14 protein-coding genes are annotated in these 13702 nt (G+C 62.6%); 7 read left to right on the top strand and 7 right to left on the bottom strand.

All coding sequences use genetic code 11. The features are described 5' to 3' along the window. Window positions 1-51 precede the first annotated feature (51 nt). The 4 genes from BLJAPNOD_RS11170 to BLJAPNOD_RS11155 form a co-directional block, all read right to left on the bottom strand. Window positions 52-489, bottom strand: a complete 438-nt coding sequence (locus tag BLJAPNOD_RS11170) for an NUDIX domain-containing protein (RefSeq protein WP_115419851.1) — start codon at window positions 487-489, stop codon at window positions 52-54. A 277-nt stretch (window positions 490-766) separates the two neighbouring features. Continuing rightward, window positions 767-1786 carry a ketol-acid reductoisomerase gene (ilvC, locus tag BLJAPNOD_RS11165; protein WP_077505830.1) on the bottom strand — a complete coding sequence of 340 codons (1020 nt, stop codon included), beginning with the start codon at window positions 1784-1786 and terminating at the stop codon, window positions 767-769. 196 nt (window positions 1787-1982) lie between these two features. Continuing rightward, the gene (locus BLJAPNOD_RS11160) at window positions 1983-2630 is read right to left on the bottom strand and encodes a TetR/AcrR family transcriptional regulator C-terminal domain-containing protein (protein ID WP_077505828.1); all 648 of its coding nucleotides are present in this window, start codon (window positions 2628-2630) and stop codon (window positions 1983-1985) included. A gap of 131 nt (window positions 2631-2761) precedes the next feature. Beyond that, window positions 2762-3649 (bottom strand): LysR family transcriptional regulator, encoded by an 888-nt coding sequence (locus BLJAPNOD_RS11155; RefSeq protein ID WP_115419850.1) that lies wholly within the window; start codon window positions 3647-3649, stop codon window positions 2762-2764. Window positions 3650-3808: 159 nt separating this feature from the next. Between BLJAPNOD_RS11155 and BLJAPNOD_RS11150 the strand changes: the two genes are divergently transcribed. After that, a complete protein-coding gene (locus BLJAPNOD_RS11150) occupies window positions 3809-4705 on the top strand; it encodes a DMT family transporter (protein ID WP_115419849.1) in 897 nt (298 codons plus the stop codon). 206 nt (window positions 4706-4911) lie between these two features. On the opposite strand, the gene BLJAPNOD_RS11145 is transcribed toward BLJAPNOD_RS11150, so the two are convergent. Then, complete coding sequence (locus BLJAPNOD_RS11145) at window positions 4912-5388, bottom strand: hypothetical protein (RefSeq protein WP_199565930.1); 477 nt, start codon at window positions 5386-5388, stop codon at window positions 4912-4914. A 526-nt stretch (window positions 5389-5914) separates the two neighbouring features. Between BLJAPNOD_RS11145 and BLJAPNOD_RS11140 the strand changes: the two genes are divergently transcribed. The 4 genes from BLJAPNOD_RS11140 to BLJAPNOD_RS11125 all read left to right on the top strand — a co-directional run bounded on the left by BLJAPNOD_RS11140 (window position 5915) and on the right by BLJAPNOD_RS11125 (window position 10459). After that, complete coding sequence (locus BLJAPNOD_RS11140) at window positions 5915-7240, top strand: efflux RND transporter periplasmic adaptor subunit (RefSeq protein ID WP_115419848.1); 1326 nt, start codon at window positions 5915-5917, stop codon at window positions 7238-7240. A gap of 8 nt (window positions 7241-7248) precedes the next feature. Further along, on the top strand, window positions 7249-9192 hold the full coding sequence (locus BLJAPNOD_RS11135) for a MacB family efflux pump subunit (RefSeq protein ID WP_115419847.1): 1944 nt from the start codon (window positions 7249-7251) through the stop codon (window positions 9190-9192). 79 nt (window positions 9193-9271) lie between these two features. Then, window positions 9272-9679, top strand: a complete 408-nt coding sequence (locus BLJAPNOD_RS11130) for a hypothetical protein (protein ID WP_115419846.1) — start codon at window positions 9272-9274, stop codon at window positions 9677-9679. An 87-nt stretch (window positions 9680-9766) separates the two neighbouring features. Then, window positions 9767-10459, top strand: coding sequence for a Type 1 glutamine amidotransferase-like domain-containing protein (locus tag BLJAPNOD_RS11125; protein WP_244610920.1), 693 nt, complete (start codon window positions 9767-9769; stop codon window positions 10457-10459). A gap of 127 nt (window positions 10460-10586) precedes the next feature. On the opposite strand, the gene BLJAPNOD_RS11120 is transcribed toward BLJAPNOD_RS11125, so the two are convergent. Further along, on the bottom strand, window positions 10587-10835 hold the full coding sequence (locus BLJAPNOD_RS11120; RefSeq protein WP_115419844.1) for a DUF1127 domain-containing protein: 249 nt from the start codon (window positions 10833-10835) through the stop codon (window positions 10587-10589). Between the two features lie 74 nt (window positions 10836-10909). On the opposite strand from BLJAPNOD_RS11120, the gene BLJAPNOD_RS11115 reads away from it, so the two are divergent. Next, complete coding sequence (locus BLJAPNOD_RS11115) at window positions 10910-11806, top strand: LysR family transcriptional regulator (protein WP_115419843.1); 897 nt, start codon at window positions 10910-10912, stop codon at window positions 11804-11806. A gap of 18 nt (window positions 11807-11824) precedes the next feature. On the opposite strand, the gene BLJAPNOD_RS11110 is transcribed toward BLJAPNOD_RS11115, so the two are convergent. After that, complete coding sequence (locus BLJAPNOD_RS11110) at window positions 11825-12232, bottom strand: GFA family protein (protein WP_115419842.1); 408 nt, start codon at window positions 12230-12232, stop codon at window positions 11825-11827. A gap of 301 nt (window positions 12233-12533) precedes the next feature. Here BLJAPNOD_RS11110 and BLJAPNOD_RS11105 point away from each other — a divergent pair, with 301 nt between their 5' ends. Beyond that, entirely contained in the window at window positions 12534-13526 is a 993-nt protein-coding gene (locus tag BLJAPNOD_RS11105) for a threo-3-hydroxy-L-aspartate ammonia-lyase (protein WP_244610919.1), read from the top strand. Window positions 13527-13702 lie beyond the last annotated feature (176 nt).

The raw sequence follows: 13702 nt of genomic DNA, 5'->3' as shown, positions 1-13702 counted from the left end.
GGACGTGGATCGCCCGAGCCCGGTTCCTATCATATGGCGCCAGTTGAATACCTATGGGAACAGAGCCGAAATCGGGTAAGGGACCGCGAGCGGTGGCATGTCATCCCGCGCGAAATAGCCAAGCGATCGTGTCTCGCAATCTGCCCACGCCCCCTTGTCTTCCAGTATTTGGCATCTGAACAATGTGACGATGTATTCGACCTGGTCGCCATTCGGGTAGGTGTAGCGAAACGCGTGCCCGCCGAAGACGCCCAGAATGACGGCAGGTGTGACTGCCATGCCTGTCTCCTCCATCACCTCTCGAATGACGGTCTCCTGCGGCGTCTCGCCGGGCTCGATCGCGCCGGCGGGCAGGCTCCACCCCTCGCCTGATGATTTTTCCTGCAGAAGCAGATTGCCCGCGGGATCATGAATGACGGCGGCAACAGAGGGAAGCAGGAGCAGGCGGTGTCCGATCAAGCCGCGCAGTTCCGTCAGGTAGGATTTCATCGAGGCTCTCCTCCGGTGGGGAACCTCTGTTGAATAGCGAGAAGAATGGCGTCTATGAGACGCAGCCGCCCGCCGGCGGACGTTCCTGCGACGATCGTCGGATACGCCATGCCTCCAACGAAAAAAGCCGGAGCATGTGCCCCGGCTTCCTTCGTTCGACTGTTCGCTACAGCGCCGCGCGTCAAAGATGACGCGCAAAGGACGCTGTAACACTTTGGACTTGCTGCATAATTTCCTCCTTAAATCGATTCCGATTTAAGGAATGATGCAGTAAGGCTTAGTTCTTCGCCTTGTCGACCAGCTTGTTCTTGCCGATCCACGGCATCATGCCGCGCAGCTTCGCACCGACTTCTTCGATCTGGTGGTTGTCGTTGACGCGGCGGATGCCCTTGAAGCGGGCCGCACCCGACTTGTATTCCTGCATCCATTCCGAGGTGAACTTGCCGGTCTGGATGTCGGTGAGGACGCGCTTCATCTCGGCCTTTGTTTCTGCCGTGATGATCCGCGGGCCGGTGACGTATTCGCCCCACTCTGCCGTGTTGGAGATCGAGTAGTTCATGTTGGCGATGCCGCCTTCATAGATCAGGTCGACGATCAGCTTCACCTCGTGCAGGCACTCGAAATAGGCCATCTCCGGCGCGTAGCCGCCTTCGACCAGCGTTTCGAAACCGGCGCGGATGAGCTCGACGAGACCGCCGCACAGAACGGCCTGTTCGCCGAAGAGGTCGGTTTCGCACTCTTCCTTGAAGTTGGTTTCGATGATGCCCGAACGGCCGCCGCCGACGCCGCAGGCGTAGGAGAGCGCGAGGTCAAGGGCGTTGCCCGAAGCGTCCTGGTGAACAGCAACGAGGCAGGGAACGCCGCCGCCCTTCTGGTACTCGCCGCGAACCGTGTGGCCCGGGCCCTTCGGCGCGATCATGACGACGTCGAGCGTCGCCTTCGGCTCGATCAGGCCGAAGTGAACGTTGAGGCCGTGGGCAAATGCGATGGCAGCGCCGTCGCGGATGTTGCCGGCGATGTCGGCCTTGTAGATTTCGGCCTGCAGTTCGTCAGGCGTCGCCATCATGATCAGGTCTGCCCACTTGGCAGCTTCAGCGACCGAGAGAACGGAAAGGCCATCGGCCTCGACCTTGGCAGCGGTTGCCGAACCCGGCTTCAGCGCGACGCGGATTTCCTTGGCGCCGGAATCCTTCAGGTTCAGCGCGTGGGCGCGGCCCTGGCTGCCGTAGCCGACGATGGCGACCTTCTTGGACTTGATGAGGTTGATGTCGGCATCACGATCGTAATAGACGCGCATTTGAATGGTCCTTCCCGTTAGTTGTCTGTTGTTTCCGCTGCATGGCGCCTGAACCGCAATCGGTCCATGCGCCATACAGCAATTCCGTGTTCTGCAGCACTGCGCCTCTTCGGCACGCGGCGCTGCAATTCCAGTGCTGCAGCGACCATTGCGCGTCTTCGACACGCGGCGCTGCGGGTGAGGTCTTCCCCCGCCGTTAAACCGTCTTGCCGTAGAGCGTGAGGAAGGCGCTGACCGCCTGCTCCGCCTTGCGGCCGAAACCCTTCTTCATCTCGCCGGCTTCTTCGCCGAGCAGCATCTTCAGATGCCAGTCGGAAACGACCAGCCCGTAAAGCGCGCCATAGGCCTCGTCGGCATCATCGAACGCCAGAAGCCCTGCCTTGCGGCCGGCTTCCAGCAGTGCGGCAGCGCGCCGCCCGATCTGCCGGCGGCCGCGCTCCTGCAGCATGTGGCCGAGCTTGGAGCCTTCGCGGCTCGCCTGGCCGATCGCCAGCCGGTTCAAGGCCAGCGACACGTCGCCGGAGAGGACTTCGAGCAGATCCTTGGCAAACACCACCAGATGGCGGCTCAGGCTTTCGGCGTCGAGCGCGCTTGCGGCCACATCCAGCGTGCGAACCTTGCTCGCCTGGAAGCCGATCATCGCCGACAACAGCCCGTCGCGATCGCCGAACCACTTGTAGAGGCTTTCCTTCGAACAGTTGGCCGCCCGCGCGACACCGGCCGTCGTCAGCGCCTTCTCGCCGCCATCGACCAGCAGACGCAACGCCTCCTCGAGAACGACGCCCTGACGCTCGGTCAGGCCGTTCCCGGCATTCGTCTCTCTTGTCGCAGCAACGCTTTGCACTTGGCTCCACCCAATTCAGTACCGTACGGTACGGTTCGCATTCTTCTAGTGAAGCGCGGCGGAAGCGTCAAGGCGATTTTGACGGATGAGCAAAATTTCGGCGCGGATGGCAGTGATGCACATCACCGCCATCAACCAGCGAGCGCCAACCCTCCCTGGCGGCCGACGTCTCTCTCGATTTCCCGAACCAGGCTGTCGAGCGCCGGGTTTCTCGATTTGCGGGCGCGCCTGATGACATAGGCGAGCGATGGCGGTAGCGGCAGGCGCTCGGTCATGATCTGCATCTCGCCCCGGATATGGCGGTCACTCAGCAAGGCCACACCCATGGCCGCATTGACCGCGGAGACGATGCCGGCGGCGCTCGAACACTCGAAAACGGTTTCGAGAGCGGCATCGTCCTGGCCGATGTCGAGCGCCCATTGTCGATAGAAGCACTCGTCATGAAACGACAGGAACGGGATCGGCCCGCCCTCAGGGAGCATCAGCTCGGGATGCTTGACCCAATGGAGACCTTCCCTGAAGAGAACCACGTCGGTCGGACGCACCTCATGGCCAAAGACCTGAACGATCGCAGCATCGAGCTCGCCACGCTCCAGCATGGCGCGAAGCACCAGGCTCATGCGCACCTTGGTGCGCACGGCGACGTTCGGATGAAGCCGCTTGAAGCGACCGAAGATGCGGGCAAGATCAGTGCAGGCCGTGTCTTCGGTCAGCCCGAGGGCAAGTCTTCCCGCAAGCGGTGTCTTGGAAAGACTTAGCAGCGCTTCGTCGTGCAGCCCGATGATGCGCCCCGCGTAATCTAGCAGGTCTTCACCGGCAGCCGTAAACACCGGCCCTCCCGATTTCCGGACGAGCAGCTCGCAGTCGAGGCTGACTTCCAGTCTTTTGATCTTGTGGCTCACAGCCGACTGCGAGAGGCCAAGGGCGGCTGCCGCCCTGGTAACGCCCCCATGTTGGCGGATTGCGACAAGCGCCCGTAAGGCATCGATCTCGAGGCGGCGACTGTTCAGTTCGTTCATGGCGATGTCCGTTTCCTTCTCGCGAGCGAGACCGTATCACGGACCACGCCACCGATGACATTCATTTGCGCAATGTCATGCTTCCATCCAAATTTGTCATGTGCGCCGATGAGGCGATCCGCCTATCGGTAGAGCGTATTCCTCGCTGCAGAGACCTTGATGACCGACATCTCGCTTCCTTCCGCCACCGCCAACCGCCACCCGCTGCTCTGGCCCGTCCTCGCCACACTGCTGATCATCGGATGGAGTTCGGGCTTTGTCGGCATCCGCTATGCCAATCAGGAGGCGAGCGTCATGCTGCTCCTCTTCTGGCGCACGCTGCTTTCGGGTTTGATCCTTCTGCCCTTCGCCCTGGCGATCGGGCCGCGCCTCACCCTGCGTGCGGTCAGGGATCAGGCCCTGTTCGGCATCATGGCCGTGTTTCTGTATCTGGGCGGCTTCGCGCTGGCGATCGAGCAGAAGGTGCCGACGGGCCTGGTCGCGCTCATCGCCGACCTGTTGCCGCTGGCGATCGCAGCGCTTTCGCAGCCCGTCCTCGGCGAACGGCTGACCCGACGGCAATGGCTGGGAACCGCGATTGCCGTCATCGGCGTCTTGATCGTGTCCTTCGACAGCCTCAGTTTCGGCACCGCCCCGGTCTGGGCTTACGGGCTGACCGTCGGTTCGATGCTGATCTTCGCCGTCGCCTCGGTGCTCCACCGGAAACGCAAGACGCAAGCCATGCCCGTCCATCAAAGCCTATGCATCCATACACTGACGGGTTCGGTTCTCTTCGGCCTGTGCGCCTTGACACAGGGCAGCCTTGCGCCGCCGATGACCCGCGATTTCGCGGTGGGGATGATCTGGCTGGTGCTGATCGCGACGTTCCTCGCCTACGCCGTCTATTACACCAGCCTGCGGCTGTTCCCGGTCGCCAAGGTCAGTGCTGCGATCTATCTCAGCCCACCCGTGACGATGCTGTGGGCCTGGATGCTGTTTTCGGAACCGCTGACGGGCGCGATGTTCGCGGGGCTCGCGGTGACGCTGGTTGGCGTGTGGATGACGTCGCGCGGCTGAGCACTTGCTTGTTCCGGGCCGGAGGGACGACGACGGCAGGTTTTTCGCTATCGTCTCCACTTGAGAGGAGACGACGGCCGCGCCGCCTCTCACCGCCGGAGCCGGCAATCTTACGAAGCTCGCCGTGTGCAGGCCCCACTTTTGGCGCTGGTGCGCCTTTGAACCGGAACGAAGCTGCCAAGCACATCGCGCACCATGGCCGCATTTTATGGCAGATCGACCATGAAATCTGGAAATTTCCAATAAGTACAGCTATTCAACAGAAATAGCGCGGCACCGGAATCGTCTAACTCGTGGCGGAACAGCTCCACCTCGAAAGTATCTTCGTCACCTGATCCGAAGATGGCCGCCATAACGGCCAGTTCCCTGATCGGTCCGGGGGCAAAGACTGATCCGTATAGGATTGCCTCCTTTGCGGAGTACTCACCTTTGATGACCCTCTTAATCTCCAAATCTGCACGTATCATTCTCGTGGGTATCCCCTCGCCAAGGAGCAAACCGGAGTCGTTGATCAAAAACGACTTCACGCGCGCCTCGACCACAATCCGCGCCTTCGCAAGAAGCTCTTTCTCGCTGGGGCATGGCTGCATGCCTGCTGCCGGGCGCAAGCAAACAACAAGCGAAAGAAGGACAGACAATGCGGCCCTTTTCAGCGCCGAGGGCTTCAACAGCTTCTCAGCCATCTTGTAGTTTGGTCGTGGGAGCGCGTGATTGATCGGTGCCATTTTGGTGGGTCAAGTTGGGCCAGGTCAGCTTGGCTGTTGGATGTACGGCAACGTGCCGTAGATGGCGCCACACCGCAAGGTGGTGGACCCTAAATAGATCGGGTTTGCGTCGTCATTGGCCACAGATGGCATTTGCCACCAATACCGCATTCATGGCATTCGGGATTGAGCGTTTGGCCCCTCATCCGCATGCCGGCATCTGCTCTCGACAGGAGAAATGGACGACCGCGGCAGACTTTCCGCTGAATCGTCTCGACTTGGGTACAGACGACGGCTCAGGATGATCGGCACTTTCCTGACCGTCTCGAGGCTGAAGGACCAACCTCGAAAGCATGTTGGCCGCAGGTAGCATTCCATCTCTCCGCAGCCAAAACATTACAATAATATAATGATCTCAATGCTTCCCGCTCGGGCCGTTTGTGCCTATTTGCTGCTAGGATGAAGTGCGCCTTCCACGTTGGCGCAGGCAAGGCCGGGAACGGGAATGAACAAGACAGGCAAGACGGCACGCACCGAGACGACCGCACGCGAGGAAGCGACGCCCAACGTCACCTTCATTCCCGGTGCTGCACCCATCAAGCGCAAGCGCCGAACGCGCGCCTGGCTGTGGATCCCCGTTGTCCTTACGGTCATCGGCGCCGGCTATTACGGCTGGACGCGTTATGCGACGAACCCGACCGCTGCCGCCATGGTCACAGAGGTCGTCGCGCGCGGCGATATCGAAAACAGCGTCACCGCCGTCGGCACGCTCGATGCGATCAAGTCGGTCGATGCCGGCGCCCAGGTTTCCGGCCAGCTGAAGGCGCTGCACGTCGATATCGGCGACAAGGTCGAGCAGAACCAGCTCGTTGCCGAAATCGACCCCGCCACCATCGAAAACCGCATCGAGATCGACCAGGCCGAGTTGGCCAACCTTCAGGCGCAGTTGATCTCGAAAAAGGCCCAGCAGGTGCTGAAGCAGGCCAATATCGACCGCCAGCGCAATCTGGTCGCCGCCAACAGCATTGCCCAGTCGACGCTCGACCAGGCAGTCGCCGATCTCGCCGCTGCCGAGGCCGACGTCAACGCCATCGAGGCACAGATCCGCAAGCAGCAGGCGACGCTTGCCGGCGACAAGGTCGATCTCGGCTACACCAAGATTTTTGCCCCCATGGGCGGCACCATCGTCGCCAATCCGGCCAAGGAAGGCCAGACGCTCAACGCCAACCAGACGACGCCGACCATCGTCACCATCGCCGATCTCTCCACCATGACCGTCAAGGCGCAGGTGTCGGAGGCAGACGTCGGCAAGCTCAAGGTCGGCATGGACGCCTATTTCACCCTGCTCGGCCAGCCGGGAAAACGCTTCGAAGGCAAGCTGCGCCAGATCCAGCCGATGCCGGACACCGCAAACAACGTCGTGCTCTATTACGCCCTCTTCGACGTTCCCAATCCGAATGGCGAGCTGATGATGTCGATGAGCGCCCAGGTGTTCTTCGTTCAATCATCAGCCACGGACGTGCTGGTCGTGCCGAGCGCGGCACTGCGCATGACCGGCGGGAAGGAAGGCGGCCAAGGAAGCGACAGGACCGCGGGCAAGCGTAGCGGCCAGACAGGCGCTTCCGGCGGTAGCGCCGAGGTGACCGTTGTCACCGCCTCCGGCGCGCTTGAAACCCGCGCCGTCGAAGTGGGCATCCGCAACCGCGTTTATGCCGAAATCAAAAGCGGCTTGAACGAGGGCGACACCATCGTCGTCGCCACAGGTTCCGATACCCCGGCGGCGAGCACCCGTGGTGGCCAGCGCGGCATGCGCATGCCGCCGATGTTCTGAGACCGGCCATGACCCCGCTCCTCTCGCTCCGGCACGTCAGCAAGACCTATTTCAACGGCGATCTCGCTGTGGAAGTGCTGCACGGCGTCTCGCTCGACATCGAGGCCGGCGAATTCGTCGCGATCATCGGCCAGTCCGGTTCGGGCAAGTCGACGCTGATGAACATTCTCGGCTGCCTCGACCAGCCGACCGAGGGGGACTATCTCATCGACGGCGAGCGTGTCTCGGGCTTCGATACCGACGAACTGGCAGCGCTCAGGCGCCGCACCTTCGGCTTCGTCTTCCAGAGCTACAATCTCATTGCGACCGCAAGCGCACAGGAAAATGTCGAGGTGCCGGCCGTCTATGCCGGCATGTCGGCGCGCGACCGCCACGACCGCGCGGAAGCCCTGCTGCACCAGCTGAAGCTCGGCGAGCGGCTCGACCATCGCCCCAACCAGCTTTCCGGCGGCCAGCAGCAGCGCGTGTCGATTGCGCGCGCGCTGATGAACGGCGGCCGCGTGGTGCTGGCCGACGAGCCGACCGGCGCGCTCGACAGCCAGAGCGGCTCCGATGTCATGGCGCTCCTGCGCGACATGAACGACAAGGGCCACACGGTCATCGTCATCACCCACTCGCGCGAGGTCGCCGAACAGGCCGACCGGCTGATCGAGATCCATGACGGCCGCATCGTTGCCGACCGCACCAAGAAAGGCCGCGCCAATCCCGAGGCCGCGCGGGCGCTGAGCCAGACGGTGAGCGAAGGCTCGGCGGCGATCGCCGACGTGACCGAAGCGATCAAGATGGCGTTGCGGGCGCTGCGCGCCAATCTCTTCCGCACCATCCTGACACTGCTCGGCATCGTCATCGGCGTCGGCTCGGTGGTCGCCATGCTGGCGATCGGCACCGGCGCGCAGGATTCCGTGCTCAACCGCATTTCGTCCATGGGCTCCGACCTGCTGGTGGTCAGGCCGAGCATGGCCAATTTCCGCGGCAGCGCGGGGGGAAGCAACGTCACCCTTGTGCCTGCCGATGCCGACGCCATTCTCGAGGTGCCGAACGTCGCCTTCGCCGTGCCCGAGTTGACCAGCAACGTCACGGTCCGGCGCGGCAATGTCGACTACCAGACCAGCGCCAACGGCACCGTGCCGCAGTTCACCACCGCCAAATCCTGGAAGATGCAGCAGGGCGAGTTCCTCACCCAGGACGACATGGATACCTATGCCCCGGTGGCAGTCCTCGGCCAGACGGTGGTCAAGACGCTGTTTCCCGACGGCGATAGCCCGCTCGGGCAGTATGTGCTGGTCAACAAGATCCCCTTCCAGGTCATCGGCGTGATGGCCGAGATGGGCGCTACCTCCTTCGGCAACGACCAGGACGACGTGGTGCTCGTGCCGCTGACGACGGGCAGCATGCGCCTCTTCGGCCAGCGCAACGTGCGCACCATCACCGTGCAGGTGAAGGACGCCGCCGCCATCGACATCACGCAGCAGACGATCCAGGCGCTGCTCGACCAGCGCCACAAGCGCCAGGACACCCAGATCACCAACATGTCGTCGGTGCGCGAGGCCTTCACCGAGACCTCCAATACGATGAAGCTGTTTCTCGGCTCGGTCGCCGCCATCTCGCTGCTGGTGGGCGGCATCGGCGTGATGAACATCATGCTGGTCTCGGTCAGCGAACGCACCCGCGAAATCGGCGTGCGCATGGCAACCGGCGCGCGCCAGCGCGATATCCTGCTGCAGTTCATCATCGAGGCACTGGTCGTCTCGGCAATCGGCGGCACGCTCGGCGTCGTGCTCGGGCTTGGTGTCGGCGCGCTCGCCGGCCAGTTCGGCATGCCCGTCGCCTTCACGCTCGGCCCCGTGGCGCTTGCCTTCGCCTGCGCCTTCCTCACCGGCCTCGTCTTCGGTTTCCTGCCCGCCCGCAACGCCTCGCGGCTGCAGCCGGCGGTGGCGCTGAGCGCCGATTGAGGCAACACACGGCGGCCAATGGACAAAGCGCGCAGCGCCACCCAAGATGGCATTTTTCAGCCTGTGGGTGTGATTCGCCATGTGGAAGGTGTTTGCGGTTCTCTATAGTCTGCTTGTTGCTTTCGGCATGGTATTTGTCGGCTACCTCATAGCGACCGGCGCGTTGTCTCGTCTGACACCTGTCGGCTGGGCGACGGTTTACACGAGCTTCTTCATGGTGCTCGGCACGACAATTGGCCTCGTTGCCTACGCCTTCAACGTGAACGTCCCTCCAATCGCACTCTGGCGGCCATTCAGCTGGCTTGCCGGCGCTTGGGCGCTCTATGCGTCCTACACCACCTTCGCGAAGGTTCTGTCGGTGGTTGCGGGTTCATCCGGCGACGCTATCATCACCAATATTCTCTGGCTGTCCTTCGCCCTTGCCGTCAATTACTTCAGCTGGCTCGGCGTCTGGCGTTATGGCCGCCGTGTGTCGGCCGCCGCCTGATATGGTCGTGGATGGTTACAAAGCTCTCTGCACAGCGTGATGGCGAATCGGCGCAAATCGGACGGCGCCCCGACGCAAGAGGCCAAGTTGCTCAACCTCATCCTCTACAGCGATCAGATTTTCCCCGGCTGTTCGGCAATTGACCGCAGGCTTGCGGACATACTGAAGGTGCGAGGAATCGGAAATCGGCTTGCCTATGTGGCCTCTGGCCCGGAGCCGGATCACACCTTTTTCGTCAACGCTCAGGCCTATTACCGACGGTTCGGCCTCGATCTCGCGCTGTTCTTCGATCTCGACGAACCGCATTCTGCCGAAGACATCGCCGCACTCTTCGCCTGCGACGCCATCCACCTGTCGGGCGGCCATACCGGCAGCTTCCTCGATCGGCTGAGACGAAGCGGCATGATCGGGCCGCTGCGGGATTGGGCGCTGTCCGGTGGCATCCTGATCGGCGTCAGCGCCGGCGCCATCCTCATGACACCGACGATCGCGACGGACGCTCTCTTTATCGGACGAAGACCGGAGGACGTAACCGATGGCGATGCGCTCGATCTCGTGCCGTTCGAGTTCTTCCCGCATCTCGGTGACGACGCGACGTACCTGCCCGAACTGCTGCGCTACAGCACGCATACGGCACATCCGATCGTCGCCTGCAACGACAGCGACGGCATCGTCGTGACAGGCCGGCGGATCGAGTGCGTGGGAAATCCACTATGGATCTGCGGTGGCGTCGTGCGCGCACCAGGCGAAATCGAGCTTGGCGGGTTTTCGGTCGTTTAGCCCCGAGCGCGATGCATGCTCTGGCCCCCGGCGCTACGATGGGTCTCTCAGCACCGGGCGGCGAGAAAGTCATGGAAACCGCCGCGCCCTTTAACGCCAGAGCGATCTTCAGCGACGCCTCCGTCAGCTACATCGCTCCGGCCCGCGCCGCTTCGGCATATCGCGCGGTCGCCGCGGTTTCTCGCAACAATGTCGGCGCGCTTTCCGCGCACCTTCCGCGCGACGCCTCGGCAGGGGTGACGCCAATGTCTGATAGACGTTCCGCGTCCAGTGCACGTAGTTGCTGCAACTGCCAATACCGCGAGCGCGGCGAGGCGGCGAGATAGAGGCCGAATTCCCTGATCATGTCGAACACCCATGTCTTGTTGCTAACCATGGGCACAGTCTGCGCCTCGACATTTCATAAAAGAAAATTAGCCTTCATATCCAACGCATAAGAGAAACTTTGATATGAGTGCTCTCAATCTCGATTACCTCAAGACCTTCACGCTGGTCGCCGAACTCGGCAGTTTTTCTGCCGCCGCCGAGCGCCTGGGGCTGACGCAGCCGGCCATCAGCCTGCAGGTGCGGGCGCTCGAAAAACAGCTCGGCGTTCGCCTGGTCGAGCGCGTCGGCCGCACGGCAAGGCCAAGTGCTGCCGGCGACGAATTGCTGGCGCATGCCGGCCGCATCGAGGCGGCGACCAACCAGGCCGTTGAAGCGGTGGCGCGTCATGCGAAAGGCGTTCTCGGCCGCGTGCGGCTCGGCACCGGCGCCACCCCTTGCGCCTTCCTGCTGCCGCCGCTTCTCGCCGATCTCAAGCGCCGTTTTCCCGACCTCGACATCACCGTGACGACGGGCAACAGCGCCGATATCGTCAGGGCTGTTGATGACAATCTCCTCGACATCGGGCTGGTCAGCCTGCCCGTCTCCGGCCGCATTTTCGACATCACGCCGCTCTTCGACGAGCGTTTCGTCGCCATCGCCCCGCCGGAGACCGCCCTGCCCGACACCGTCACTCCCGAGACCTTGGCGCAGCGACCGCTGATCCTTTACGAACCCGGCGCCAATACCCGCCGGATCACCGATGAGTGGCTGGCTTGCGGCGGCACACCGGTCAAGCCGGTCATGGCGCTCGGCAGTGTCGACGCGATCAAGGAAATGGTCGCCGTCGGTCTCGGCGCAGCCCTCGTTCCGGAAATCGCGCTGCGCGCCGCCGATCGTCAACGGCTGGTCGTACGCCCGCTGTCGCCGCCGCTCTCGCGCCGCTTCGCCCTCGTGCTTCGCCGCGACAAGCGCCTCGACCGGGCGCTGCGCGAAACGCTCAATGCCCTGAAGACGTTGTTAGCGCTGGAACCTGCCCGTTAAGCCGACAGCCCGGCAAGATCAGAGATGCCGCACCTCTGATGGCGTCGAGCCCCAATCGTCGTTCCGTCCGTCGAAATAGGTGACGGGCGCGGCGACCAGTTCATCGACATCGATGGCATCGAGGCACGCCACGTTGATGTTGTAGTAGATGTGCCCTGTCATGTTGGGCGTGTCGATACGCTCGAACGGACGCACGCCGCAATGGTGGCAAAAGAAATGGTGGGCGACCTCGTTGCGCCCGCGATAATCCGTCAGCGCCTCCTCGCCGGCAACAAGGCGAAAGGCCTCCGGCCTCACCTCCACCGACCAGAGCCGCATCTTGGTGCAGAGCGTGCAGTTGCACTTGCCGGTGCCGGCGCTCAAGTCCACATCCGCCTCGATGCGAACCGCGCCGCAATGGCAGCTGCCAGTATAGGTCTTCAGCACTTCATCCCTCCCGTCTCGCCTGAAACGAACCAGAATTCAAGGTCCTGCAGCGTGTGTGCGTCCTGTCTGACGCGACCGCGCGACTATGCCACCGGCTGCAGCGCTTGAACATCGCGGAACTGCGCAGCAAAAGGCACCTGGCCGGCACGATGCGGCTAGGTCCGTGACCGCGATGTCGTGAACCAAATGGCACCGATGACTGCTCGACCTCGCTCGTGCAAACGCTGGCGCGATGCTACATTGCCGCGCCTTGGAAAATCCTCTCACGACCCGAGGCCACCGCGCGCAATGGAGGTTTCTCGTGGTCAATCCAGCACCGGCACCAGCTTCACTGCGCATCCCGACCTTCGACGATGTCCAGACCGCGCGGGCACGCATCTCCGGCGCGGCGCATCGGACGCCCGTTTTGACATCGCGAACTGCAGACGCACGAACCGAATCGACCATTTTTTTCAAGGCGGAGAACCTGCAGCGTGCTGGCGCTTTCAAATTCCGTGGCGCGTACAACGCCATCGCGGCGCTGGACGCACGCTCCCGGCAAAATGGCGTCGTCGCCTTTTCCTCGGGCAATCATGCCCAGGCACTCGCCTATGCCGCAAGACTCCAGGGCGTTTCGGCGACGGTGGTGATGCCGCGCGACGTGCCGGAGATAAAGGTGGCGGCGACCAGGGGCTATGGGGCTGAGATCGTCTTTTATGATCGGTATACGGAGGATCGGACGGAAATCAGCCTGCGGCTTGCCGCCGAACGGGGCGCAGTGCTCATACCTCCCTATGACCATCCGGATGTCATTGCAGGACAGGGTACCGCAGCATTGGAACTGATCGAGGAGGTCGGGGAGATCGACTTGCTCGTCGTTCCGCTGGGCGGCGGCGGTTTGCTTGCCGGCAGCGCGCTCAGCGCCCGGGCGCTTTCGCCCGCCTGCACCATTGTCGGTGTCGAGCCCGAGGCAGGTAGCGACGGCCAGCAATCATTGCGAAAGGGCCAAGTGGTCCAGATTCCGGTGCCGAAGTCGATCGCCGATGGCGCGCTCGTCACTCATCTCGGCAACCACAACTTCGCTATCTTGAAAGATGCGGTCGATGACATCGTCACGGTCACCGATGCGCAACTGGTCGAGACGATGCGGTTCTTTGCCGAGCGCATGAAGATCATCGTGGAGCCGACCGGTTGCCTGGCGGCGGCGGCCGTCCTGCATGGCGCAATCGCCTGTGGCGGAAAGCGGGTGGGTATTCTGCTCAGCGGCGGCAACATCGATCTCAAAACCTTCAGCGCGCTCCTGGACGGGCGCTGAAGATCACCCTTCGCTTGCATCAATGCTAATATAGCGGCGAATGGGGAGCGTCTTCATGGTCGAGGGGCAAGCGTTCTACTATGTCCTGATCTGGATCCTGGCCTTTGCCGTCTGGTTCCTCTTCTTCCGATGACGGTGAAGGATAACCGGCCTTGGCGCGCAGGTGGTTGAGCCGC

This window comes from Ensifer sp. M14, assembly GCF_003355565.1.
In the GTDB taxonomy this organism is placed as follows: Bacteria; Pseudomonadota; Alphaproteobacteria; order Rhizobiales; family Rhizobiaceae; genus Ensifer.
The sequence above is the reverse complement of the archived record's forward strand: the minus strand, read 5'-3'. Positions and strand labels throughout refer to the sequence as shown.

What these genes read in the sequence shown, in the direction of transcription:
- BLJAPNOD_RS11120 (WP_115419844.1), bottom strand. Translation starts at nt 10,835, where the DNA reads ATGGTTAGCAACAAGACATGGGTGTTCGACATGATCAGGGAATTCGGC.
- BLJAPNOD_RS11170 (WP_115419851.1), bottom strand. Translation starts at nt 489, where the DNA reads ATGAAATCCTACCTGACGGAACTGCGCGGCTTGATCGGACACCGCCTG.
- BLJAPNOD_RS11135 (WP_115419847.1), top strand. Translation starts at nt 7,249, where the DNA reads ATGACCCCGCTCCTCTCGCTCCGGCACGTCAGCAAGACCTATTTCAAC.
- BLJAPNOD_RS11115 (WP_115419843.1), top strand. Translation starts at nt 10,910, where the DNA reads ATGAGTGCTCTCAATCTCGATTACCTCAAGACCTTCACGCTGGTCGCC.
- BLJAPNOD_RS11150 (WP_115419849.1), top strand. Translation starts at nt 3,809, where the DNA reads ATGACCGACATCTCGCTTCCTTCCGCCACCGCCAACCGCCACCCGCTG.
- BLJAPNOD_RS11130 (WP_115419846.1), top strand. Translation starts at nt 9,272, where the DNA reads ATGTGGAAGGTGTTTGCGGTTCTCTATAGTCTGCTTGTTGCTTTCGGC.
- ilvC (WP_077505830.1), bottom strand. Translation starts at nt 1,786, where the DNA reads ATGCGCGTCTATTACGATCGTGATGCCGACATCAACCTCATCAAGTCC.
- BLJAPNOD_RS11155 (WP_115419850.1), bottom strand. Translation starts at nt 3,649, where the DNA reads ATGAACGAACTGAACAGTCGCCGCCTCGAGATCGATGCCTTACGGGCG.
- BLJAPNOD_RS11140 (WP_115419848.1), top strand. Translation starts at nt 5,915, where the DNA reads ATGAACAAGACAGGCAAGACGGCACGCACCGAGACGACCGCACGCGAG.
- BLJAPNOD_RS11145 (WP_199565930.1), bottom strand. Translation starts at nt 5,388, where the DNA reads ATGGCTGAGAAGCTGTTGAAGCCCTCGGCGCTGAAAAGGGCCGCATTG.